The 25,054-nt window shown below is 48.3% G+C and carries 18 protein-coding genes and 1 pseudogene; 12 read left to right on the top strand and 7 right to left on the bottom strand.

All coding sequences use genetic code 11. The features are described from left to right. Positions 1-15: 15 nt before the first annotated feature. From F4V51_RS21395 to nagZ, 5 genes are all read left to right on the top strand, one after another. Positions 16-1,575, top strand: coding sequence for an extracellular solute-binding protein (locus tag F4V51_RS21395; RefSeq protein WP_153979535.1), 1,560 nt, complete (start codon positions 16-18; stop codon positions 1,573-1,575). 62 nt (positions 1,576-1,637) lie between these two features. After that, a complete protein-coding gene (locus F4V51_RS21390) occupies positions 1,638-3,947 on the top strand; it encodes an Ig-like domain-containing protein (RefSeq protein ID WP_162009964.1) in 2,310 nt (769 codons plus the stop codon). 5 nt (positions 3,948-3,952) lie between these two features. Further along, on the top strand, positions 3,953-4,735 hold the full coding sequence (locus F4V51_RS21385; RefSeq protein WP_153979534.1) for a glucosamine-6-phosphate deaminase: 783 nt from the start codon (positions 3,953-3,955) through the stop codon (positions 4,733-4,735). A 2-nt stretch (positions 4,736-4,737) separates the two neighbouring features. Beyond that, a complete protein-coding gene (locus F4V51_RS21380) occupies positions 4,738-5,883 on the top strand; it encodes an N-acetylglucosamine-6-phosphate deacetylase (protein ID WP_153980801.1) in 1,146 nt (381 codons plus the stop codon). Between the two features lie 22 nt (positions 5,884-5,905). Beyond that, complete coding sequence (gene nagZ, locus F4V51_RS21375; protein ID WP_153979533.1) at positions 5,906-9,349, top strand: beta-N-acetylhexosaminidase; 3,444 nt, start codon at positions 5,906-5,908, stop codon at positions 9,347-9,349. 98 nt (positions 9,350-9,447) lie between these two features. On the opposite strand, the gene F4V51_RS21370 is transcribed toward nagZ, so the two are convergent. The 3 genes from F4V51_RS21370 to F4V51_RS21360 all read right to left on the bottom strand — a co-directional run bounded on the left by F4V51_RS21370 (position 9,448) and on the right by F4V51_RS21360 (position 11,925). Then, positions 9,448-10,610 (bottom strand): IS3 family transposase gene (locus tag F4V51_RS21370; protein ID WP_416226484.1). Its coding sequence is split into 2 segments (ribosomal slippage): positions 9,448-10,346 and positions 10,346-10,610, totalling 1,164 coding nucleotides; the frame shifts between segments, so codons are not numbered across the junction. 188 nt (positions 10,611-10,798) lie between these two features. After that, positions 10,799-11,518: an SDR family NAD(P)-dependent oxidoreductase gene (locus tag F4V51_RS21365; protein WP_153979532.1), complete on the bottom strand. Its 720-nt coding sequence runs from the start codon at positions 11,516-11,518 to the stop codon at positions 10,799-10,801. After that, on the bottom strand, positions 11,515-11,925 hold the full coding sequence (locus F4V51_RS21360; RefSeq protein WP_153979531.1) for a winged helix-turn-helix transcriptional regulator: 411 nt from the start codon (positions 11,923-11,925) through the stop codon (positions 11,515-11,517). Before F4V51_RS21360 ends, F4V51_RS21365 begins: the two co-directional genes overlap by 4 nt. 186 nt (positions 11,926-12,111) lie before the next feature. Between F4V51_RS21360 and F4V51_RS21355 the strand changes: the two genes are divergently transcribed. The 5 genes from F4V51_RS21355 (at position 12,112) to F4V51_RS21335 (ending at position 18,765) form a co-directional block, all read left to right on the top strand. Further along, on the top strand, positions 12,112-12,642 hold the full coding sequence (locus F4V51_RS21355) for an NAD(P)H-dependent oxidoreductase (protein ID WP_153979530.1): 531 nt from the start codon (positions 12,112-12,114) through the stop codon (positions 12,640-12,642). Positions 12,643-13,032: 390 nt separating this feature from the next. Continuing rightward, positions 13,033-14,580, top strand: coding sequence for a PTS transporter subunit EIIC (locus F4V51_RS21350; protein WP_153979529.1), 1,548 nt, complete (start codon positions 13,033-13,035; stop codon positions 14,578-14,580). A 9-nt stretch (positions 14,581-14,589) separates the two neighbouring features. Next, complete coding sequence (locus tag F4V51_RS21345) at positions 14,590-15,435, top strand: PRD domain-containing protein (RefSeq protein ID WP_153979528.1); 846 nt, start codon at positions 14,590-14,592, stop codon at positions 15,433-15,435. A gap of 240 nt (positions 15,436-15,675) precedes the next feature. Continuing rightward, entirely contained in the window at positions 15,676-17,127 is a 1,452-nt protein-coding gene (locus F4V51_RS21340) for a glycoside hydrolase family 68 protein (RefSeq protein ID WP_153979527.1), read from the top strand. Between the two features lie 81 nt (positions 17,128-17,208). After that, positions 17,209-18,765 (top strand): glycoside hydrolase family 32 protein, encoded by a 1,557-nt coding sequence (locus tag F4V51_RS21335; RefSeq protein WP_323131783.1) that lies wholly within the window; start codon positions 17,209-17,211, stop codon positions 18,763-18,765. A gap of 272 nt (positions 18,766-19,037) precedes the next feature. On the opposite strand, the gene F4V51_RS21330 is transcribed toward F4V51_RS21335, so the two are convergent. Further along, complete coding sequence (locus F4V51_RS21330; protein WP_153979526.1) at positions 19,038-19,616, bottom strand: TetR/AcrR family transcriptional regulator; 579 nt, start codon at positions 19,614-19,616, stop codon at positions 19,038-19,040. Positions 19,617-19,757: 141 nt separating this feature from the next. Here F4V51_RS21330 and F4V51_RS21325 point away from each other — a divergent pair, with 141 nt between their 5' ends. Next, positions 19,758-20,660 carry a CPBP family intramembrane glutamic endopeptidase gene (locus tag F4V51_RS21325; RefSeq protein ID WP_236146611.1) on the top strand — a complete coding sequence of 301 codons (903 nt, stop codon included), beginning with the start codon at positions 19,758-19,760 and terminating at the stop codon, positions 20,658-20,660. 246 nt (positions 20,661-20,906) lie between these two features. Here F4V51_RS21325 and F4V51_RS21320 read toward each other — a convergent pair. Continuing rightward, positions 20,907-21,020: pseudogene (locus F4V51_RS21320) on the bottom strand (sulfurtransferase); the annotation flags it as partial. 324 nt (positions 21,021-21,344) lie between these two features. On the opposite strand from F4V51_RS21320, the gene F4V51_RS21315 reads away from it, so the two are divergent. After that, a complete protein-coding gene (locus tag F4V51_RS21315; RefSeq protein WP_153979525.1) occupies positions 21,345-22,904 on the top strand; it encodes an acetamidase/formamidase family protein in 1,560 nt (519 codons plus the stop codon). Between the two features lie 209 nt (positions 22,905-23,113). On the opposite strand, the gene F4V51_RS21310 is transcribed toward F4V51_RS21315, so the two are convergent. Then, on the bottom strand, positions 23,114-23,968 hold the full coding sequence (locus tag F4V51_RS21310; protein ID WP_153979524.1) for a sulfurtransferase: 855 nt from the start codon (positions 23,966-23,968) through the stop codon (positions 23,114-23,116). Positions 23,969-24,065: 97 nt separating this feature from the next. Continuing rightward, positions 24,066-25,010, bottom strand: coding sequence for a DMT family transporter (locus F4V51_RS21305; protein WP_153979523.1), 945 nt, complete (start codon positions 25,008-25,010; stop codon positions 24,066-24,068). Between the last annotated feature and the right edge of the window lie 44 nt (positions 25,011-25,054).

The raw sequence follows: 25,054 nt of genomic DNA, 5'->3' as shown, positions 1-25,054 counted from the left end.
AAGGGAGAGAAGCGTATGGGCAAATGGAAATCGGTAATACTTCCGCTGTTGATTGCTGTAACGATGGTAGCGGGGTGCAGTGGAGGCGGCAATGCTTCCGGCCCGAAGACGGATGCACAAGGGAAGAATGACGTAAAGAATAACTCCTCGGGAACCGGAAAGACGTTTACCGCACTGCTGGATAACAATCCCACATTTCCGTATTCCAAAAGCTGGCCCGTTTGGAGCTGGCTGAAGGAGAAGACTGGCGTCACACTTGAAGTGCAGACACCTTCCGGCAAGCTGGATGAAAGCCTGAATCTGGCGATTGCCTCCAAATCGCTGCCTGATCTGATGTATATGCCCAATCGCAAGGAATCAAACAAGTTTGGGCAGCAAGGCGCGCTGGTGGATCTGATGGAGTATATGGACAACATGCCGAATCTGCAGGCATGGATGAAGCAATATCCCGAGGAAGCGAAGGCAGCACTCTCTGCCGACGGCAAGATGTATATGTTCCCTAATCAGGGCTTCGGTGAGACGAACCGTATAATCTGGATGTATCGCAAGGATGTTTTCGACAAGGAAGGCATTCAGGTTCCGACGACTTACGAAGAGCTGCATGCGGCCCTGAAGAAGCTGAAGGAGAAATATCCGGACAGTTATCCTCTCTCCATCCGCTACGGACAGATTCCGGATGAGATGAATGCCAATATGACGGTGAATTATGGAACCGGGGAAGGCGCCTACTATGATTTTGACCAGAAAGAATGGCGTTATGGACCGACCGAAGATAATTATAAATCCATGGTAGGCATGTGGAAAAGCTTTTACGACGAAGGACTGGTTCCGCCTGATTTCTTATCGCTGCAAACGAAGCAGTGGCAGGATATGGTCTCTACAGGCAAATCATTCGTGACCATCGATTATATCAGCCGGATTGATTTCTTTAACAATGCCATGCAGCCGGAGAACCCCGAGTTCAACATGCAGTTCATGGCACCACCAGCCGGTGTTGCCGGTGGCAAACAATTGAATCCATATTTTCATTATATGGAGGGCGGGTTAACGGTAGCGTCTACCTCCAAAAACATTGACGATATCATGAAGTACATGGACTTCTTCTATTCCGAGGAAGGGCGTACGTTCAGCAGCTGGGGAGTAGAAGGCGAGACATATGTAAAGGAAGGAGATGCGATCAAGTTCAAGCCGGAGTATAACGATGTCATTGAAATGCGCAAGCAAACGGGGCTGCAGACCAGTGGAACCTATACCTGGATTGATTTTAATGCTCATCTGTCCCTGTTCTCGGATGCCCTGAAGCACGCTTATGAAGAAGCGGTGAAGTATGATCCTTCCGCCATGCAGCCAAGACCTGCATTTACCGAGGGTGAAAATGAAATCATCTCCATTACCGGGCAGGCGATCAAAAAGCACCGCGATGAGAGCTTTGCCAAATTCGTGACCGGCTCCCGCAGTCTGGCGGATTGGGAGAAGTATGTAGAGGAGATTAACAATCTTGGTGTAGATCAGCTGCTGAGCACTTATAAGGAAGCGTATGACCGCGTTCTGAATATTCAGTTGAGCGCGAAATGAGCGAATATACGGCCCAGGAATCCTAGACCATTAGTACAGAATGGCAAAAGGAGGCTTCGCTTATGAAAAAGCAGCACCTGCGTGTGTACTCCGGATTCAGGCTAGCCATGGTTTTGTTGATAACTATGGTGTTCGTTGGAATACCCTTCCCTGGTAAGGCGGGAGCAGCTGGTTCCATCTCGCTGGACGCGCCCGGTGGTGGTTATGTGTCGGACGGAGGAATGGTAGAGATCGGTGGCAGTTATACCGACCTGTATGACATTCGGCTGTATGTGAACGGTACGTCCCAATACGAAGTGATGTTGAATGATCCGGACGGGGATGACAGCGGCACTTGGTCTTACATGCTCGATACATCGGGCTATAACGGGACAGTGGAACTGATGGTCCGCGGGCTGGATACGTCCACCCGCTACGGGGTATGGAGCACTCCCGCCATGCTTACCGTTGATAATCCGGCAGGGGCTGTCCCTGTCGTCACTATCACGGGACCATCCGAAGGTGTGCCTTTAAGCGGTCAGGTAGAGGTCACCATTGAGACCAGTTCGCCCATTCCGGTCTCAATGGTAGAGGTGAGGGTGAATCGAGGGCCTTGGCAGCAGGCAACCGAGCAAGGTACGGCTTACGTCTTCGTGTGGGACACAGCGGGAATGGTTGATCGTACCGTCAGTCTGGAGGCCAGAGCGACCAATGCACCGGAACGATACGGCTATAGTCCAACCGTATATGCACAGGTTGGAAACGGGACGAACGAACCGGCTGTCCCTCTGCCCCATCAGGACCGGTCCATGTGGATCTGGGAACCGGAAAGCTACAAGCTGCTTTTGAATCCCGGCTCGCGCCAGGTGCTGGAGTCATTCATTACGGATACACAGACATTCGGGCAAGACCCAGTTCAGACGCTGTATCTCGCAGTAGGCAAGTACGCAGGGTACAATGCGCTGGAAGAACAGGTGGATGAACTGCGTTCGTTCCTGAGCTGGGCTCATAGCAAAAATCTGCAGGTGCATGCTCTTATTGCTGGCGGCACTTCCCCGGCATACATGGGCGCATACGAGAAATATCATAGTCATGCAGTAAGGGAAATGGAACAGGTCATCAATTACAATCTTGCAGCAGCAGATACGGAGAAGTTTGACGGCATCAATGTGGATATTGAGCCTTACATTTCCCCCGACTTCAGAGATCCGAGCCGGTTCCTGCAGCAGGAATATCTGGATGTCTTGCAAAAAATGATTGATCGCCGGGATATGGCGGGTATCCGGCTGCCGTTCGGCCCAGCTGTGCCCAAGTGGTATGACACGTCGGATCAGGGTGCGAATATTGTCTGGAATGGCTCCAGCAAGTGGCTCTCCGAGCATGTTCAGGATATCTCCGACTACATCTCCATCATGGATTACCGGGATACGGCGGACGGCTCCGCTGGAATTATTGCCGGGGCTGCTGGAGAACTCGCTTACGCAGACCAGATCGGCAAGCCGAATTCAGTGGTAATTGGCGTTGAGACACTGGATATCGCGAATAGCGGCGATCCCGAGTCAATCACGTTCTGGGAAGAAGGCCGCAGCCATATGGAAGCCGAACTGGATAAGGTCTATGCAGCTTACGGGCAGAACAGCGCCTTCGGCGGTATTGCCGTCCATCACTATGATTCCTACCGGGCACTGCCTTCGTTCTGGGGACCTGGCGGGACACATTGGATAGCCCCGGATGATCAGGAGGCCCCTTCGGCCCTTGCTGGAATACCCTCCATCGAAGCCACCAGTTATCAGACCATACAGCTGAATTATGGAAAGGCTTCAGATAACATGGAAGTGGAGCGATATGTAATCTATCGAAGTACGATTCAAGGCTTCATGCCTGCTGCTTCAGATATCGCTGGACTCGCCCGGGGCTTGAACTACCAGGATAAGGGACTGCTGCCGGATACGACTTACTACTACCGCATTGCAGCCCGTGACTTGCAGGGCAACATCGGACCACTCACCGATGAAGTCTCGGCTACGACGGGAAGCACCACGCTGAAGCCCCTAATTGTCTCTGACATGAATCTGGTGTATAGCGGATCAGCGGTATCCGTCACACTGAAGGTCAGGGATTACGATACTGGTGAGGTACTAACGGGTTCGAAGGTGGAGGGAAGGTTTACGCATTCAGCAGGACGGTATACCAGCGGCATCACTGGAGCAGATGGAAATGTCACGCTTAGCTCGGAAGCGGTGATCTCGGGAAGACAGGTTGGTTTTGAACCTCGCCGAATCCGTTATAACGGTTATTACTATGCGAGCAGGCATGATCTGTCCCATGCGACACTGCTGATGCAGAATGTGAGTCATGAAGAATCGGGTGAGCAGCCGTCTGAAGGAGGATGAGAAGCATGAAAGTAAATGGCTTGACACAGCCACTGGAAACGCAAGTCGTCGATCGAATGTCTGTACAGATCTATGCCAATCGGGACCAGATGGGGGCAGCTGCCGCATCCGCAGTTGGGCATCAATTAAGACAGCTGCTGCAGGATCCGAAGCGTCAGGTCCGTATCGTCTTTGCTGCAGCTCCTTCACAGAACGAATTGTATGAGGGGCTGGCACGGGAGCAGGGCATCGACTGGTCAAGGGTCTGTGCTTTTCATATGGATGAATATATTGGTTTACCGGAGGAGGCTCCGCAGCGTTTCGGCCAATATCTGACGGAACGTCTATTCAGCCGAATTCATCCGGGGCGGGTGGAACTGCTGAACGGACTGGGGGATGTGGAGCAGGAATGCCGGAGATATGGAGAGCTGCTCCATGCTGCTCCTATGGATATCGTCTGTCTTGGGATCGGAGAGAATGGACATATTGCCTTCAATGATCCACCTGTTGCGGATTTCAATGACCCGGTGCCTGTAAAAGTAGCAAAGCTGGATGAGGCCTGCCGCCGTCAGCAGGTAAACGATGGCTGTTTTGCCCGGCTGGATGATGTACCTGAACAGGCTCTGACTCTGACGGTGCCGGCGCTGATGGCAGGCAAGAAACTGTTCGCCATTGTTCCAGGCGCGTCGAAACGTCAGGCGCTCAATGCAGCGTTACATGATCCGATAAGCACGGCATGTCCGGCAACCATCCTGCGTACACATCCCGGTATCACGATGTTTACGGACCGGGAAGCCTTCGCCCTGTGAGCATGCTCATTCGTGGTAGACACTACCGGACGGGGCTGCCCATTGAGGTCCGAGTCAGAGAGGGAAAGATTGCTGCCGTTACTGATCTTGCTGTGACATCTTCCACGGAACATCTTCCCTGGCTTGCCCCCGGTCTGGTTGATTTGCAGGTGAACGGTGGCTGGGGTCTGGATCTGAATGCGGCTCCGCTGTACCCGGATACGGTGCTGAAGCTGACCATGCAGCTGCAGAGTCAAGGAGTCACGAGTTATTGCCCTACACTGATTACAAACCGTTATGATCGGCTCGCTGAAGCTGCATCTGCAATTGCCGAAGCTGTTCGGATGGACCCGAATGCGGCCGCGGGCATAGCGGGCATTCATCTGGAAGGCCCGTTCCTGTCACCAGAGGACGGACCGCGCGGTGCACATCCGCTGCAGCATATCGTTCCCCCGGACTGGAATGCCTTGTGCCGCTGGCAGGAGGCCGCAGGCGGGCTAATCCGTATCGTGACCCTTTCCCCGGAATGGCCGGAGGCAGCTTCATTTATCGCCCGGTGCTGTGAATCTGGCATTCTGGTCTCCATTGGGCATACGGCAGCTTCGCCTGAGCAGATCCGGGAAGCTGTCCAGGCGGGGGCCGTCATGTCTACCCATCTTGGCAATGGTGCACATCTCATGCTTCCGCGCCATCCCAACTACCTGTGGGAGCAGCTGGCAGCAGATGAGCTGTATGGCTGCATGATCGCAGATGGCCATCATCTTCCGCCATCTGTGCTGTCTGTCATTCTCCGAATGAAGCGCAAACGGGCCATTCTCGTTAGCGATGCCGTCTCACTGAGCGGCATGCCGCCAGGTACTTACCGTCTGCACATCGGCGGCGACGTGGTGTTGACAGCAGAAGGGCGGCTGCACCTTGCCGGGCAGCCGCAGCTGTTGGCCGGCTCGGCAAGGATGCTGCTGGATCAGGTGAGCTATCTCGTGGAAACAGGACTTGCCGGACTTGCCGATGCCTGGGATTATGCTTCGGCGCATCCGGCGAAGCTGCTTGGACTTCAACAAGCCGCAGGACTTGAGGCAGGAGCACCTGCGGATCTGGTCAGCTTCAACATGAACGATGGGAAGCTGAGCATGCTGCAGTGCTGGAAGAACGGGCACCTGCAGGCATAGAGTGACGAATAGGAGGAGAGCGATGCAGAGCTTGATACCGCAACCGAAGCAGTTTACAGCAATTCAGGAAGGCCCCTTACGGCTGGACGACAAGGCAAGGATAAGCATGTATATGGAGCAGGAAGATCCCCGGCTGGCAGTTCATTGCCGACGGGCATTTCCGGGACTTCAATATACGTCCTCAAGAATAGATAAAGGTTATTGGCTTGTTATAGAACGTTCGGTAGGGCAAGAACCACAGCAGGTAGACCATGACCCTAAGATCAGCGATCAGGCCGTTGATGAAGTCCAGGTAGAACAGGAGAAGAACTCGTTTCACTCTAATGTCACTTCATTCTCTGCAGAAAGCGAAGAAAAATGGGCATGCCTTGCAGGGAGGCCGCAAGGTTACACGTTAGAGGTTTCGAGCCGTAGGGCGGAGGTTTGGGCGCTGGATGCTGCGGGTCTATTTTATGGATTGCAGACCCTGGTTCAACTACGCGGATCGGATGAAAACATCCCGGCCGTGTTGATATCCGACTGGCCGGATACGGCTGTGCGGGCAATGAATCTGGATTTACGCCAGACGTTCTCGAAGCCGGAGCTGCTGATCGAATATTTGGGAGAGTTTGCCAAATATAAGACGAACGCCGTGCTGATTGAATATGAGGATAAATTTCCATTTCGGACTCACCCAGAGCTTGCGCATCCCAAACATGCATTAAGCCTGTCGCAGTTTGAAGAACTGAAGCTTACTGCCCATGAACATTTTATCGAGATTATTCCGCTTCAGCAGAGCTTCGGACACCTGGAGTATGTACTGCGCCACGAAGCCTGGCGTCACCTCCGCGAAACAGAGCAGTCCACCGGGGAAATCTGCCCGTCGCACCCGGAGTCCTTCGGACTGATAACCACCCTGCTTGGGGAGATGATCGACGCCCACCCGGAATCGCGATATATTCATCTGGGCTGTGACGAGGTCTACAGCCTATGTGAATGCGAACGCTGTCAAGTTGAATATGAAGGTGTACGGGAACGAGCCTTTATCGCCTTTTTGAATCGGTTGATCGCCTATACAGCAGAGCGGGGGAAACAGCCGATTTTCTGGCATGACATGCTCGACAAATGTCCTCCGGAAGAGCTGACTAAGCTGGATCAGCGAAGTGCAGCCATGATCTGGATTTATAATGGACGCAACATTGAGGCAGAGGTTACTTCGCATACGGACAAATTCAGATCGCTGGGCATCGAAGTCATGGGAGCTCCGGCTGTTCGCAGCTTTGACTGGGCAGAGCATCAGAACTATCCGGTATTATCGAACCGCACAGACAACTTGCTTCAGTGGGCTGAAACAGCCGGCAAGCTGGATCTTGACTGTATTGTTGCCACCAACTGGACGGGGCCGTTCAGTCTTGGTGTTCCGTATGGCATTTTTGAAACGACGTGGTACCCCATGCTGCTGCATGCGGACCTGGCCTGGAATCGCAAGGCGAATGCCTCCACCTTCATTGACCGATTCCTGGAACGGTTTCATGGCATTGATCGGGTTACCGGGCATACGTGCCTCGGCCATTATCAGTTGGAGGACTATTATGAGATCATCTGGAAGCTGCTGGACGAGGTGCAGGAGCATAAGGAAGAAGCGGAACTGGTTGCCATTATGCATGATTTTGAGGTAGCAACAGACCGTTCGCGAGCGATCCACAAGTACGCCTACCGCTGGGAGCTGTATCCTGGAGACGATGCAGAGTGGCGCTCCCTGCAGATTAACTACACGAGAAACCGCCGCGGACGCGAGAAGGTTCTGCCTCGCATGAAGGCAGCGCTGGAACGTTACCAGCCGCCTGCTATGGCGGAGCATTTTGTGAAGTCGAGGTTCTACCTGCATGATTATCTGGAGCGCACACTTTATCATGAAATGGGACTGGATATGACCTATGCGGAATCTGAACCGAAGGCGATGAGACTGGAAGATAAAATAGCAACGATGTGTGTGGTTGGTACATCATCGACCTGTGCCGAACCGGAATTTCGGGAGAGAATGTCGCAGCAGCGGTTTGGCGGGATCGGCATCTTTCCCCATAATGTTGAGAGTGAGCAGCAGACGCTGGCACTACTCGAAGAAATTCAGAAGATAGCCGGAGAGTTTGGCAGCTCATTGCCTTATTATATTTCGGTAGATGAAGAAGGGGGCACCCTGTCCAAGTTCAAAACCTTCTTTCCCTATATCCCGGGTAACCGGGCAGTTGGATTAAGCGAAGACCTCGAAACAGCCTGCCTGCTCGGTAAATTCATCGGCAGTCAGTTGAACGCGCTGGGGATTCCGATGAACTGGGCACCTGTACTGGATGTGAACACCAATGTGGATAATCCCGTCGTTGGTGTCCGTTCTTTCGGAGAGGACTCAGGGCGGGTAGCCCAATACGGTCGGGCTTATATTCAGGGGATGCATGAAGCAGGTGTGGCCGTGACGGCAAAGCACTTTCCGGGTCACGGCCAAGTAAGCGGGGATTCGCACGTGGTCCTCCCTGCGTGTGAGCTAACACTTGAGCAATTGATGGAGGGGCCGCTGCTTCCCTTCATGGAAGCAATCGATGCCGGAACGGATTCAATCATGATGGGGCATCTGGTGTTTCCCAACATTCCGGAATCCGCTGGGCTTCCAGCTTCGCTCAGTTCTTTCTTTGCCTCAGAGCTGCTGCGTACCAAGCTGGGATTTGAAGGTGTAATCTGCACTGATGATATTGAGATGGGAGCAATCCGTAATCATTTCAGTCCGGATGAAGTAGGCGTCCTGGCCGTACAGGCAGGAAACGATATGATTCTAATGTGTCACACCCCTGAGTATCAGAGCCGGGTTATTGCGGGTATTCTGGCAGCCGTGCAGGATGGGCGGATCGATGAGGCGCGAATTGACGAGTCCGTTCATCGGATCCGGCAGCTATACGGTAAATTCCAACAATACCGAGCAGCTGCCCAGCCCATTCCCAGGGAGAAGTGGGAAGGGGAGGCATTGAATCTGGCTCGTAAAACCGTGAAAGTTACCCGAGATCCACAGCGACTGCTTCCGCTCAAGAATTCGCTAAACTATTTGCTGATTCTGCCGAAGCAGGAGCAGCTGACGCAGGCCGATAATAGCGGTGCAGCCGAGATCAGACTGGCATCGCTTTTGAAGGATGCAGGATTAACTGTGGTGACGCACCACTGTTCGATGAGGCCGGATGCGGACGAGATCACGTTACTCGTACAGCAAGCGGCTGGTACGGATGTTGTGATTCAGGGCACGCTTAATGCTCATCTGTTCACAGGTCAGCTGGTATTGGCCGAGGCACTCGCTTCAGTTAAGCCCTTACTGAATCTGGTGCTGCGCAATCCGTATGATGACGCCGCTTTGCCTCAGCAGGCCGGGAGCATACAGCTGTGTTCAACCTCCGATTATTCGCTGCGGGCACTGGTGGAGCAGCTGACGATGGCCGCTTCGAAGTGACTTGTCTGCTTGAAATGGTATTCCATAATGAAAAGGTAAAAAGCCCGTTAAGTTGGTCATAACCCTGTCAAGTAGACAGTACAAAAAAAAGACAAGATTTAAGCTGCGGCCGTTTCCCGGTATTCTACCGGGGAACGGTCGTTTAGTTTTTTCTGAAATCGGTTTTGGTTGTAAAACAGTATGTATTCATTCACTTGCTGCTCAACCTCTGCTTTGTTTGCCGCCTTATTCAAATAAATTTTCTCCGTCTTCAAATGAGAGAAAAAAGATTCAACACAGGCATTATCTAAGCAATTTCCACGCCTGGAGTGACTGCCTAGCATGCCAAGCTGGTTTAGTTTACGGTTAAATGGCTTCGACGTATATTGAAATCCTTGATCTGAGTGTAGGATTACGCCATTCAGATCCACGTGCTGACGGAGTCTATCCAGCGTGTCATGAACTAAAGCAAGGTCATTTCGTTCAGAAAGATGCCACGCTACAATTTCGTTATTGTATAAATCCTGAATAACAGACAGATACACAAAGTGTTCTCCAGCACGAATATAGGTAATGTCCGTAACCAGCTTCGTTCGTGGTGTATCCGCCTGAAACTGACGCTCCAGCCGATTTGGGTTTACCACAGAGGCTTGTTTTCCAAAGAATCGACGCTTTTTTCGAATGACAGAACAGATGCCTAATTGTTTCATTAATCGGTACACCTTTTTGTGGTTGACTCGAAGGCCTTCCCGTCGTAAAGCAACGGTCATTCGAAGATAGCCAAAGTAAGGATGCACGCGATGAATGGCAAGCAAATGGGATTCTAGTTCATGTTCTTTGTGTCTACGCTCTTTTGCGGCTGCTATGCTTTTTCTCCACTTGTAATAACCCGAGCGGGAAACCGCAGCTAACTTCAAGAGCCAAGCCAGACCATGGCGTGCTCTCAGGTCCTCAATGATTTGAAATCTGGCTGCTTTACTCGTCACTCCTTGTGTAGATTTGGATATTGCTTTTTTAAGTATTCAATCTCCGCCCGCAAATACGCCATCTCTTCTTCCATACTGGAAAACTTGGTTCTAGGGCGTCCCCGTTTGGGTGTAGCAGGTTCTAGACTCATTCCCTGTTTCGCTTTGGCTGCCCACACTTGTACCTGAGATTTATTTTGAATATCTAAACGCGTCGCTACTTCACGTATACTCATATGTTCTTCGTTGACCAGCCGGACGGCCTCCAATTTCAACTCCAAGGAGTACCGCCGGTATGTTTGTCCTTTTTTAGCCATGAAAAAATCCCCTTCGTTTACATGATTAAGTTCATCTTAACAGATGTCTTTTTTCTCATGTCTACTAAAAGGGGATAATACCAAGTAACGGGCTTTTTACTATATTGAATCCGTCTGTTATTCCTTGGTTTTATAAGGATTCTCCATGATTGGAGGGGACTGCAATAAAATATCCCATCAAGCCTCCATTATGCGTTGGTATCCGTGATCGCAGGCATATTGATTTCTTTTACGCAGGCTGCCTTTGACAGATTCACGATGCATTTGACGATGGAAACCATATCCTGAAGGGGGATACGTGTGCCATTATATTCAGCTAGTGCTCGTTCACTGCCCTCTTCATAAGGTATTTCACCTGCAAGCTCCCCAGGGTTAATACATGTTACGGCAATGCCATCCTGTCTCGTGTGCTCCCGCAAGGCCTCCGTAATTCCACGAATGGCGAACTTGGAAGCTACAAATGAAACCTGAGTGTTATTCGTATTGTTCAGACCTGCAGTCGAGCCAATCAGAATGATTTTGCCGGCTGTCGATTGCCGGAGATGGGGCAGTAATGCCTGAATACATACAATCGCCGATGTTATATTTACATGAATCAGATTCGAGATATCAGCAGGAGCATCCTGGTCAAACGAGTAGTGATCCTCGAAGCCTTCCTTTTCCCAAATGCCTACATTGTATATGAGAACATCTAGTGTTTCGTGCTGGAGCGCGTCTGTGATCACTTGGGCTGCATGGAGATCAGACAGATCCGCCTGTATCCATATGCGTTCAACGCCGTCATTCAGGTTTACATTGTCAGGTCTGCTGCGAGAGATGACCCAGACCTTGTCTCCTTGCTCGGGGACACCTCTGACGAAGGCATCTCCAAGTCCTTTGCTTGCACCAAATACGAGATAGTTTTTCATTTCAAGTTCTCCTTCTTTTCAATTATCGAATCAAGGGATATCGAGTCAAGAACAGACTCTTTATTTTCCAAAAGCATAATTTCTTCTCCCTGCTGCTGTCTTAATGCTATATTATCTCGGCCCCATGCACACATCACATCCACAATCTTGTTGGCAGTAACTCCATATTCCGTAAGACTGTATTCGACTTTTGGCGGCATCTGTTGATACACATGTCTTCTGACAAGGCCGTCCCTCTCCAGCTCACGTAATTGCTGAATCAGGACCTTTTGTGAAATGCCGTCGATACTGCGCTGCAGCTCGCCTGTCCTCTTCACGCCTGACATTAATAAGCATATAATTAGCGCTTTCCACTTGCCGCCGATAATCTCGAGTGTTGCTTCAATTCCCAGATTATATTGTTTCATGACCGTTCACCTCGTTCAGGTTACATCTTGTTGATGCGGTATAACGGTTCATTTTCTCACAACTTTGCTGATGAAGTCCATACACACCTCGAAGTAACCATCTTACTTTATTGTGTGTATTTTCTTTTTGTCAGGCCTATATGATAATGGCGTTATTCAGCCTGAACCAAGAAAGGAAGTACAACAATGAAAACACTCGTGATCCTGGCACATCCGAATATTGACGTCTCAAGAGTCAATCGGCGCTGGAAAGAAGAACTTGAGCAGCATACGACTGATATTACAATTCATGAGATCTACCAAGCATATCCGGATTGGAATATTGATGTTTCGCGAGAGCAGGAGCTGCTCGAGGCATACGATCATATTATTCTGCAGTTTCCGCTATATTGGTACAGCTATCCGCCTTTGCTCAAAAAGTGGTTTGATGATGTTTTTACCTACGGGTGGGCGTATGGATTATCAGGCAATAAACTGCACGGGAAAAAGCTGAGCCTCGCCTTGTCCATTGGTGATAAAAAAGAAAATTACTCGCCGGAAGGCTCAGTCTCTTTTACGGTAGATGAGGTGATCGCACCTTTCAAAGCCAGCATCAATCATGTGGGTGCGATCGCATTACCTTATTTTGTAGTTTTCGGTGCCTCATTTCAGGCTACAGATGAAGAGATAAACCAAAGTGCTCAAGAGTATATCCGTTATATCCGTAAGTATGCTTGATTGCCGAAATTGGCGTTGATATGAAGGTGCTTCCCTCAATTGAGAACCTTAGCGTCCATGTCCCCAAGTCCACATACACCATCATCGCTGCAAACCAAGAGCCTGCTTCCGAAGGGGGCTCTTTTTGCTTTATTGAAATATGATCTATAGATTCCATTAGCCAATTCTGGAGAAAAGGGGCGATCTGGTAGAACTAAATGCATGGCCAAGATGAGCCATTGTTCTCAGAGTAGTGGTATTTACTGACCATTGATTTTGGAAAGTGAAGTGGTCACAATAGTAATATTGCCATAAATGACGAAATTGTTATTTTTGTAGAAGATCATCTTTCAATGATAGACATCGATCCTTCGATGTTCTTTTAATGCTAAGTAACAGGGAGGAGCATCCATGCAGCAGGATGAGCGGAGTGTCATAAGGGGGCGTAGTTCCGCAAGGGCATTGGCCACGCAACTTATTGAATGGTCTGGAGGAACGGACAATATTATCGAAAGCACCCATTGCACGACACGACTTCGACTCCGGTTGCAGAACAGTGACCTGGTGGAACAAGAACGTCTTGACGGTATGCAGGAAATCCAAGGGGTGCACGTTCGTGCTGGACAACTGCAGATTATCCTGGGTCCCGTTCTTGTCTCGAAGGTTAATCGCCAGGTGAATGTCATACTTCAGTCAGCTGCTTCGTCCATACCGAAAGAAGACGACTCGAATGGACCCATCACACCGCGGCTGCACGAAGAAAATCATACGGATTCCTATCCACTGCCGTCCGTGTCTACAACCAGCAGATCATCCAATGATAAGGGGCTTCATTCACGAGCATTGTTACACAGGTTGATGGACGCATTCCAATTTTTTTCTGATATCGTTGTGCCCATTATTCCGCTCTTCGTCGTGGCAGGGCCGCTGCTGGGTCTCTTGGGACTTGCGAAGGCATTCGGCTGGGATGATCCAGGGCAAACGTGGTTCCGGATTCTGTCACTGCTGACGGGCTCAGCGTTCCAGCTGATGGCGGTTCTTTTCGGATACAACACGGCCAAGCGGTTCGGTGGAACCCCGGCGCTTGGTGCCGCTGTTGGGATTGTCATGACTCATCCGGGGATTCTTCCGTTCACCGACATCGGTGCAGATCCAGCCTTTGCTCAAGCTTTGCCCATATCACCACAATTCGGATATCAGGGAGCTATAATCCCAACCGTTCTAGCGGCATTTATGCTAACGATAATTGAGAAAAGACTACGCCGATGGATACCGTCATCCGGAGCTGTTCTTCTCGTTCCCTTTTTGAGCTTTAGCCTTGCGGGCAGCCTTGCGGTACTGGTGATTGAACCCCTTGCTCTTGGTCTGGGCGGCTCGCTGGGAAGTATTCTGGAACATGTCTTCAACTACGGGAACTTGCTTTTTGGGCTTCTGCTTGGAGGTATATACAGCTCCATTGTGATCACCGGTCTTCATCACGGGATTCAGGCTGTCGAAGTTGGACTGATTTCCAATCCGGATATCGGCTTCAATTTCTTGCTTCCGATCTGGTCCATGGCGAATTTTGCGCAAGCAGGTGCCGGTCTTGCAGTGTATGCCAGAACCCGGGACAAAGCATTGAGGAAGATAGCATTGCCTGCCTCGATCACAGCGCTGTTCGGTATCACCGAGCCAGTCATCTATGGTGTTAATCTTAAACTTGCGCGCCCCTTTCTGGGTGCTGCTGCAGGAGGAGCCGTGGGAGGAGCATATGTTGCTTTTCATCAGGTTGTGGCCAATTCATTGGGGCTAACCGGATTGCCGATGATCGCTTTTGTTGTACAGCCCGGGTTGATGAATCTTGTTCATTATCTCATAGGTTTTGTGCTTGCTCTGGCTACGGCATTTACTGTTACCTTGCTGCTCGGTGTGGATCGCGTTGTTCGACCAGAAGCTGATAAACTTAACGAACAGGCATAGGAGACTAACATGAAGATCAAAAAAATACTTAACAATAACGCCGCTGTAGTTAACGATCATGGAGAAGAGAAAATTGTCATGGGGCCGGGTGTAGTTTTCCAAAAAGGAAAAAATGATGTTGTTGACCCGAGCCTTGTTGAAAAAGTGTTTGTGATGACCGACCCGAAGCAGTACAACCACCTTCAGGAAATACTGGGGACCCTGCCTGAAGAAGAAATTGCAGTCACCCAGCAGATCATCACTTTCGCCGAGAAAGCATTGGGTGTTACGTTTCATGAGCACATCCATATCGCTCTTGCAGACCATCTCTCGTTTGCCTTGGAGCGAATTGGCAAGGGAATCGAAATTCGAAATACGCTGCTTGAGGAGATTCGTATCCTCTATCCAAGAGAGTTCCAGCTTGGGCTTCATGCCAAGCGTTTGATCTACGAGAAATTGCAGGTGGTCATCCCGGAAGATGAGGTTGGTTATATCGCCATGCATATCCATACGGCCTGGAAGAATGCGGGCATGCGCCATAAGGCTCCGGAAAAGACGGCCATGATAAGGGATATCGCCGAAGGTGTAGGACAAGTTGCCGGTGTACTGGATCGACGGTCTGCGAACTATGAGCGACTTTTGACCCAGCTTGAGAATATGCTGCAAACGGATGAATCAGGCAGACTCCGCAATGAACTGAATCCGGAGCTTGTAGCGATGGCAAAGATGAATTTTACCGAAGCATATACACAGGCCCGCGAGATCGGTGAAATGGTTGAAGAGGATTATGGATATGCGTTTACTGAAAGCCAACTGGTTGTGATCGCCATGGAAATCATCCGGATAGATCATCGACTTCATCCATCCTCGGATTGATTCTGATGCTTGATAAACTGAGTCCCTGGTCCTTGATCCGAATCGGGAGTTTCGATCTATAGCCAAATTTTGATCCGACCATATAGAATAGTTATCGACAGTTGAATATGTCGGGATTGTTACTGGTAAGCAGGCAAGACCTAAAAGTCCGTTGGGATTGGTGTATCCACCATACCCTAACGATTTTTAGGTCTTTTTCTTTTTTCCGAAAAAAAATGACAAGAGAGAGGGATACATCTAATGAATTTCCAGAAGATTGTGAGAAGAGTGACAGCAGTAACGTTTGCAACAACACTATTGGCAGGTGGGGGAGTTTCGGCTTTTGCAAAAGAAAGTACAGACTACAAAGAAAGTTACGGTTTCTCGCATATTACACGCACAGACGCCCTGAAAATCCCTGCGGAACAAATTAAAGAACGATTCAAGGTTCCTCAGTTTGACGCATCTACCATTCAAAATCTTCCTTCTGCAAAAGGATATGATGAAAAGGGTAACGTCATCGACATGGATGTGTGGGATACCTGGCCGCTGCAAAATGCAGATGGTACCGTAGCTGACTATCATGGTTATCAAATCGTTTTTGGTCTGGCGGGTGACCCGGATCGGGGCTCAGACACATTCATCTATATGTTCTACAAAAAAGCAGGAGACACATCCATTGATGCCTGGAAAAATGCAGGCAGAGTGTTCAAAAACACCGACAAGGACGTTCCGAACGATCCAATTCTGAATCACCAGGAAGAGGAATGGTCCGGCTCTTCTACGCTGACTACGGATGGCCATATTCGTCTCTTCTATACCAATCGTCATGGCTGGGACCCGGCCAATGGATTTTATGGCAAGCAAACTCTGACGACTGCTCAAATCAATGTCTCTGAACTTGCAGAGGACACGCTCAAGGTGGACGGTGTTGAAGATTTCAAGTCGATCTTTGATGGTGACGGCAAAATGTATCAAACCGTGGAGCAGGCTTTCAGTGGTGGGGATTATTCCGACAATCATACGCTGAGAGATCCTCATTACGTTGAAGATAATGGTCACAAATACCTTGTTTTCGAAGCCAATACTGGAACAGAGACGGGCTACCAGGGCGATGATGCATTCAATAACAGAGCCTTCTACGAAGGAAGCAAGAAGTTCTTCCAGGCCGAGAGGGAGAAATTGCTGCAAAGCCCTAATAAAAAGTTAGCTTCCTTAGCCAATGGCGCTTTGGGGATCATTGAATTGAATGATGACTATACCTTAAAACAAGTGATGAAGCCGCTGATTGCATCCAATACGGTAACAGATGAAATTGAACGCGCAAATATCTTTAAATTGAATGGAAAATGGTATTTGTTCACGGATACAAGAGGAGCCAAAATGGTTGTGGATGGTGTTGACGCTGAAGATATCTACATGTTGGGATATGTATCTGGTTCTCTGACCGGACCTTATAAGCCATTGAATGGTACTGGACTTGTATTGCATCAAGATCTGGACCCTAAGGATGTTACCTGGACTTACGCACATTTTGCTATTCCGCAGGTTCAAGGCAACAACGTAGTGATCACTAGTTATATGACCAACCGAGGAATGTTTGAAGATCATCATTCTACCTTCGCACCAAGTTTCCTGGTGAACATCAAAGGATCTAAAACATCCGTAGTGAAGGACAGCATTCTGGCACAAGGACAGTTGACAGTGGAATAAACAAATACCACAGAAAGTCTAAAAGAAAGAAAATGTCGATACCTATTGGCATTTTCTTTTTTTACAAACGAGGTAACTGTTATGAATAACAACTTCAGAAAGAAAATGGTCATATGGTCTGCTGTCTGTGGTGTGATCACGCTTGCCTTCACTGTCATTCCGAGCCTGACCAACAACCTATGGCCTACAGTGGATACGGGAGCAGCCTCCTCTGGCGCGAGCCAGCGAGCCAGCTTTCATTTTACAACACCCGACAAATGGAAGAATGATCCTCAAAGACCGATATATCTGGACGGGAAGTACCACTATTATTATCTGTATAACGGTGATTACCCAACAGGCAATGGTACGGAATGGCGGCATGCCACATCGGTCGATCTCGTTCATTGGAAAGATGAAGGTGTGGCAATCCCCAAATACACAAACCGAAACGGTGATCCATGGTCTGGCTCATTGGTTGTGGATGAGTCAGGTACAGCCGGCTTCGGCAAGGGAGCAATTGTTGCGATCATGACGCAGCCCTCTGCCAGCAGCGGACAGCAGGAACAATATTTGTGGTACAGCACCAATCAAGGGAAAACGTTTAAGCCTTATGGAGATCGACCGGTAATTAAGAATCCGGGACAAAAGGATTTTAGGGACCCTAAAATTATCTGGGATGAACCCTCCAAAAAATGGGTTATGGCTCTGGCTGAAGGGACGAAGATTGGGTTCTATGAGTCGGTTAATTTGAAAAATTGGCGATATACTGGCGGCTTCTTCACGGAAAACGTGGGGTTGGTGGAATGTCCTGATCTATTTGTGATGCGGGCAGATAACGGAACCTATAAATGGGTGCTCGGCGTAAGCGCCAACGGCAGATCATCAGGACAACCCAATACCTACGCTTACTGGACCGGAAGCTTTAATGGCAAAGAATTTGTTTCCGACCTTCATGAACCACAATGGCTGGACTATGGCTTCGACTGGTATGGGGGAGTTACATTTGAAGATGGGACAAGCCCTGACAAAACCGGTCACCGTTACGCATTCGCCTGGATGAATAATTGGAGCTATGCCAACAATACACCGACACTGAAGGAAGGTTACAACGGCATGGACTCGATTGTTCGTGAAATTAAACTTATTTCATCGAAAACGGGTCAGTATCGACTGATCTCAAGACCGATTGAGTCTCTGGAACAGGCAGTGGTCTCGGAGACTGCCTTTAAACCGATTACAGTGAAGGGATCTCATACACTTCATGTTTCGGGAGATTCGTATCAGCTTGAGGCCGATATATCGTGGACCAAGATCAATAATATTGGATTAAGGCTTCGTGAATCCAGCGACCGTAGCCGACATGTGGATACAGGCGTCAATGTAGAAGGTGGCTATGTCTATGTGAACCGGACCTATACCGGGAATCCTGACAGGAGTGGCCGAGACTTGGAGAGTCAAGCGGCATTCGCTTCGGAGAAGAACAAGGTTCATCTCAAGATTCTAGTAGACAAGACCAGTATCGAGGTCTTCGTTGATGACGGCTCTTTGGTGTTATCCAATATTATTTTTCCAAAATGGAATGACCGCGGGATCACACTGTATGCTGAAGGGGGGACGGCAGTATTTAGCAACCTGCAGATAAAATATTTCGATTAATTGGTGGCATGGGTCGGACTGTTTCTATATTAATACGTCTAATTATCAGTCAATTCGGATGAAGGCCAGCCTCTCTCCATTGCCATCAAGTTGGAAGACGAAAAGCCCGCATCGTTTAGATGTGGGCTTCTTTCATTTATTCTTTCCCCGCAGCCACCTGGATCCCAAGAGAATATCAATCCGCACACCTGAATAGGCACAGGCACGGAAAGTGTATTCTGCTTGACTCTGGCCAGCTGCTTAACTCCCCGATTTATACGTCAATCTTCCCTTTAACGTATGATCCAATTGATGTAGTCTTGTATCATTTCTTTGCTTCGTGTTCGATTTATCTTATCCGGCTCTAGATACAAATTGAGAGCCATTCCATTCATGAAGGCATACAATTTTTCTTGTTCCTTCTCTTCATCGGTTGTGCTCAGAAGACCTTCATTTTTCAAGTATATAATGCAATTCTTGATTGCGTTTTGGAGGTCCTCATAATTGGTATCGAACCCTTTTTGCGTTTTTCCATAGGCTACAAATGCAAACCAAACCTCCATTTCCAATAATGTTTGTTCATCAGTCGGGACTAGCTCAAGCAAGTATTCAACAATTCTTTCTTGAGGCGCCAGTTCTCTTGTATTCAGATTGCTCAGCCGAGTAAGTACCTTTTCTTTAACTAACTCCATTGCAAATGCTAATAGGCTCTCTTGTTTGGAAAAATAATGTCTTAAAGCGCCTTGTGATAATCCGGCTTCCTTCGCAATCGTTCTTGACGTTGCCTGATGAATGCCTTTCTCGCTAATGATTTTCCAAGTTGCTTCAGCGATAATATTTTTCATTTTCTCATGGTCTACGATTTTTGGCATACATACAGAATATCATATTATTTAGCTCAACTGAATTAAATAGACGATTAAGATGGAATGTGCTAGAGTTTATTTAACTCAGCTGAATTAAAAAAAAGAATGGGGCAGATGCCGCATGCAACTCAAAGGAGTGCAAAGGGAATGAACCAGCAATTCAAAGTAATGCTTCCCGCATGGGGAAAGACAATTGGCTTATTGTGCATGATAATTATGTTTGCTGCTGTACTGTGGTTAGTGTGGACCGGAAACTTTAGTATAAGGTACACGGCCGACCATGAGGGAGTGATTCCAATATGGCATAGTTGGTTACCGGCATTCCTTGGTATTTTGCTAATCCGTCTGGTTCCTTATAAAAGTCAAAATCATACGTCTTTCCAACAAATGGAGAGACCTCACTTGGTTGTTCAATCGATTGTGTTATTCATATCAGGTGTTTTATTTACGGCTGCTCTTGTAATGATAGACCCTCAAGGATTACATTTCGAGCTATATTATTTGGCGTTCAAGTTGACGACACTGTTGTGCATTCCGCTGATTTTCTTGCTAATTTATCGCAAAACGACTGGCGCGCAGCAAGAAATTATCTCCGCAAAGCCTCGCTTTCTCAGAAACGTCATTGCACCACTGATCATTATTGTGGTCTGGGGTTATCTAAAGTTCTATTCCCCAATTGCACAACCAGAAGGAGTAATCGAAGCAACTGATTTGACAGAATTATTTCTCTTGGTATTCATTGGTTTTATGATCAATAGCGTATTGGAGGAAGTTTTCTACCGGGTATGGCTGCAAACCCGGTTGGAGGCATTGCTTGGAAGATGGCCTGCCATACTACTCGTTTCAATACTATGGTCCAGCTGGCATGTTGCCATTCAAGGTTATGGTCAGTGGGATATTGATGTGGCAACAGTGATTGCTAATCATGGGATTACGGGTCTGTTTCTTGGTTATTTATGGGCCCGCTATCGTAGAGTATGGGTGATTATCTTGGTTCATGGACTCATCAATGCTTCCCCTCATGTTCTGTTGCAAATTTTATTTCACTGAGGGGAAAGGAACTGGATAAGTCTGCTTGTGCAAAAATGACTTTATTTCTCGCGTATTCCAGGATGTTAACAAAGACATTCAAATTGCCTGCCTTCAGCCTAGTAATATTTATTAAAGTGAATGTGGCTTCACCCTCAACATGTTGATTTCCTGTTGACGCTCATGCACTGTAAATACACCGCCCCGGGCATCAGCCTGTATGGCGGTGTATTCGTCTTTGAGATACTGTAGACCCGTGCTCCGTACTTACTCGTCCACAGTTTCCACTGCATTCTCCTCATACCTAATCCAGTCACTCCAGCTTCCGGCGTACAGCTTCACATTGGTATAATCGGCTTCCTCCAGCACGATCACGTTTGGGTAGGTGATTGGCTGAAACAGAGTACAGTAGTATTCCTGCTGCGGGATTAGATGCATGAAAGGCACACATCATTCTCATGGAACTAAATTTCGTTTGTTCAATTCTCTGAAGGAGCATTCTCAATTTTGCTAGATGTATTTAAAATTTATATGTCTTATATACAGGAAGTATAGTGACATTCGATTTATTCATATAAGATGCTACTGATATATAGTTATATTATGTTATTTTTGTTGACGTAAAAATATTGTTGTAAATATATTTATATGTTAATGTGGAATTAATTGTTAGATAATATTACATAGTTTAGAGGAGAGGATGTAATGTTTATTAACCAGACTATTAGGAAATTAGGGGTTTCAGTCGGGATTGTAAGTATGTTTACATTTGCTCTACCTTCAGTGGGCTTTAGTGTGCCACTGCAACCAACAACCATCGATAAGGTAGAAGGCGATTATTATGTAACGTCTGCGATTGAGAACATTCGGTGGGGATCACTGCCTAATCGAGATAGCTCTCCTATTCTTACTGTACCATCAGGAAGTGCTGTAACATTTGATACGGTATCGCATGAGGGTCTGATCGAGGATCAAGGGAGAAATCCAGTGGAGTACTTCGGCAAATATGGTATCTCACCCGATGACGTGTTGGATGATGCGAAGGCGATTGCGGCTTCTGAGATTCAGCATGATTATGTAAAAGACGGACCTCATATTATCACTGGGCCAGTAGCGGTTGAGGGAGCGATGCCAGGAGATGTTCTTAAAGTAGAAGTCCTTTCGTTGCAAACTCGAGTACCCTATGGTGTCATTTCTAACCGTCATGGAAAAGGGGCTCTCCCTAACGAATTTCCAGAAAATGCAGGCCCGCAAGAGGGGGCTAGCGCAACAAAACCGGAATTATATAATAATGTATCTATATTTACGCCTATTGAAGAAATCAACGGCAATTGGTATGGTTTATTACCAACAAAAGCTGGCAAAAATGTACGTTTCCCAATTAACCCGTTTCTAGGTGTTATGGGGGTTGCACCAAATACCAGTGAAGTTGTGAGTTCGATCCCACCGATTGAAACGGGAGGAAATATGGATATTAATGAGTTAGGTGTCGGTTCAACTATTTATTATCCGATTCAAGTTAAAGGCGGGTTATTCTATACTGGAGATCCACACTTTGCTCAAGGGGATGGAGAAGTCGCATTAACTGCCTTGGAAGCATCCTTAAGAGGGACAGTTCGGTTAACGGTTTTAAAGAAAGGTGATCCTTCGATCCCGCATAGTGGAGAATTCACGCAACCCTTTGCTGAAACAGAGGACTATTGGATTCCCATTGGACTGGATCCTGATTTGGATGAAGCAATGAAAGAATCAGTACGTGAATCGATTCAATTCTTATCCGATAAGCTTGATATGGATAGAAGTGTGGCTTATGCGTACCTATCGGTGGCAACGGATTATGAAGTATCTCAGGTCGTAGATCGAACGAAAGGGGTTCATGGACTCATTCGAAAGACCGATTTCCTTGAATATGTTGACGTAATAATGAATGTAGGTGGTACGTCAATCAAGCCGGTTGTTCATAACGATGAGTTTTACGTACCGATTCGAACCATTTCGGAGCTATTGGGTGGCACAGTAGAATGGGATAATAAGACGCGTACAACGAAAATCGGATTAGGCACGAAAAATATAAGTGCTCAAATTGGTTCAGATGTGTATTCAATTAACGAGAAATTAGTGTTCAATAGTAAGGTACCTAAGCTTTTAAATGGTGAAACCGTAGTTCCGGTCGCTGTTATTAATGAAATACTAGGTGCTTATGTAAACTGGACGACGATCGACAAGACGTTAACCGCAAATGTATCGTTAAGTAAAAAGCAATAATAAATCTCATTATTCAACCGTGGTGGACAGATGTCCATCACGGTATTTTCTATTATCATGAATCAGAAAAAGCTGCCACTTGATATCTACTTCTGTGTACTTTAAATATCTACAGGGTGGTGTTTGACTCGATGTTGACTCCGAACATAGAAAAATACATCGCCGGGGCAGATAAGCCACCTGGCGATGTATTCAACATCGATACACTGCTATACGTTTTTGTCAGCTTCCGAATTACCGGTTGCCACCGGGTTCTCCTCGTAACTAATCCAATCACTCCAGCTTCCGGAATATAGCTTCACATTCGAGAATCCCGCTTCTTCGAGCGCAATGACGTTCGGGCAGGCGGATACGCCAGAGCCGCAGTAAACAATAATCGCATCATCTTTCCCGAGCTTCACGAACCGCTCTTCTAATGCTTCAACACCAGACCAGCGTCCATCTGCACCAAGCACGTCTTTCCAAAAATAATTCACCGCCCCCGGAATATGTCCGGCCTTGGCATCAATCGGTTCCTCCAACCCCGCATAGCGGCGGGCATCGCGAGAGTCGATCAGTACCGCTGAGCTGTTCGCCGAAGCGTGCTGTGCATCCTGCACGCTGGCGAGCATGTGCGGCTGTACGTTCGCTTCGAACGTGGAGGGAATCCGTACAGGCACATCCGTGGTTACCGGGAACTTGGCGTTTTGCCAGGCGGAGAAGCCCTCGTCCATCACATACACCTGTTCATGGCCCAGATAACGAAGCAGCCACCATAATCTTGAGGCATTCATACCGCCCTGATCATCGTAGGCAACAATACGAGCATTTGAACCGATTCCCGCTTTCGAAAGACGCTTTACCAGTTCTGCCGGGTCAGGGAGCGGATGACGTCCGCCATGGGCCGACACGGGAGATGATAGATCCTGTTCGAGATCGAGATAAACGGCACCTGGGATATGTCCAGCCTCGTAAGCTTGTCGTCCTGCATCTGGTTGACCGAGCAGGAATCTGCAGTCGGCAATGACCACATCGGGTTCGTACATTCTGGCGAGCAGCCAGCGCATGGATACAATGTTTTTCATGAAAATACACCGCCTTATGAAGAGTATTGGATTCCGATTGAAGTCTGTTGATCAGACTCCAATCGTTCTTATTGCCATGGTATATGTTTCGGATAGATTACACCGCCGTAGGTTCAGCAGGTCCTTGACCGCCGACAGGCGCGTCAGCAGGAATGGGTTCCGGTTTGGTTTTGCCATAACGAATGAAAATCCATACCCCAAAGATAATGACGACGCCGGCTATCATCTGCATGGCACTGAGGGATTCACCAAGCAGCATCCAGGCCAGCAGGGAAGAGAATACGGGTTCACCGAGCACGCCCATGGATACCGTGGTGGCATTCATATACTGAAGCAGCCAGTTGAAGAGATAGTGTCCGAAGATCGTCGGCACAATGGCGAGCAGCAGGAAAATTCCCCACTCCGAAGCGGCATAACCCCCGAACGGATGCCCCATGGCCAAATTATATACCGCCAGCGTACAGGCAGCGACGAAAAATACCCAGAAGTTATAAGAGAAGGCACTGAGTCCGGAACGCAGAAATTGTCCAAGCAGCATATGGATGGCTACCGCAATCGTTCCCAGCAGAGATAGAAAATCACCTTGCAGCGCCGTACCGGCTAACTGAAAATCTCCAGCTCCGATCGCGATGGACCCAAGCAGGGCAATGCCCATGCCGATAATCATCATGCGGTTAATCTTGGCTTTGAACAGCCAGACGGAGCCCGCGAGAATTAATATGGGCTCAAGTGCGAGAATGACCGTGGAGCTGGCCACACTCGTAAGTCTGAGCGATCCCATCCACAGCAGGAAATGAAGTGCCAGCATCACACCGGATGCAAGCAGGAGCCCCCACTGCCTGAAGTTCAGGCGCATCATCTCATGCCGGTATTTCCAGACAAACGGAAGCATCAGCAGATTGGTGAGAAACAGCCGATACATGGCGATAACAGCCACATCTGCACTGGACCAGCGCACGAAAATGGAAGAAAACGAGATGGCAATAATGCCGACAACGAACAGAAGTTCAATGGATCTGCCGGCACGAAACAAGCTTGTCATGGATGTAGCTCCTTCTTGAAGTCAAATGGCGTAAATCAATTCAT

Origin of the sequence: Paenibacillus xylanilyticus (genome assembly GCF_009664365.1) — a bacterium.
Classification (GTDB): Bacteria; Bacillota; Bacilli; order Paenibacillales; family Paenibacillaceae; genus Paenibacillus; species Paenibacillus xylanilyticus_A.
The sequence above is the reverse complement of the archived record's forward strand: the minus strand, read 5'-3'. Positions and strand labels throughout refer to the sequence as shown.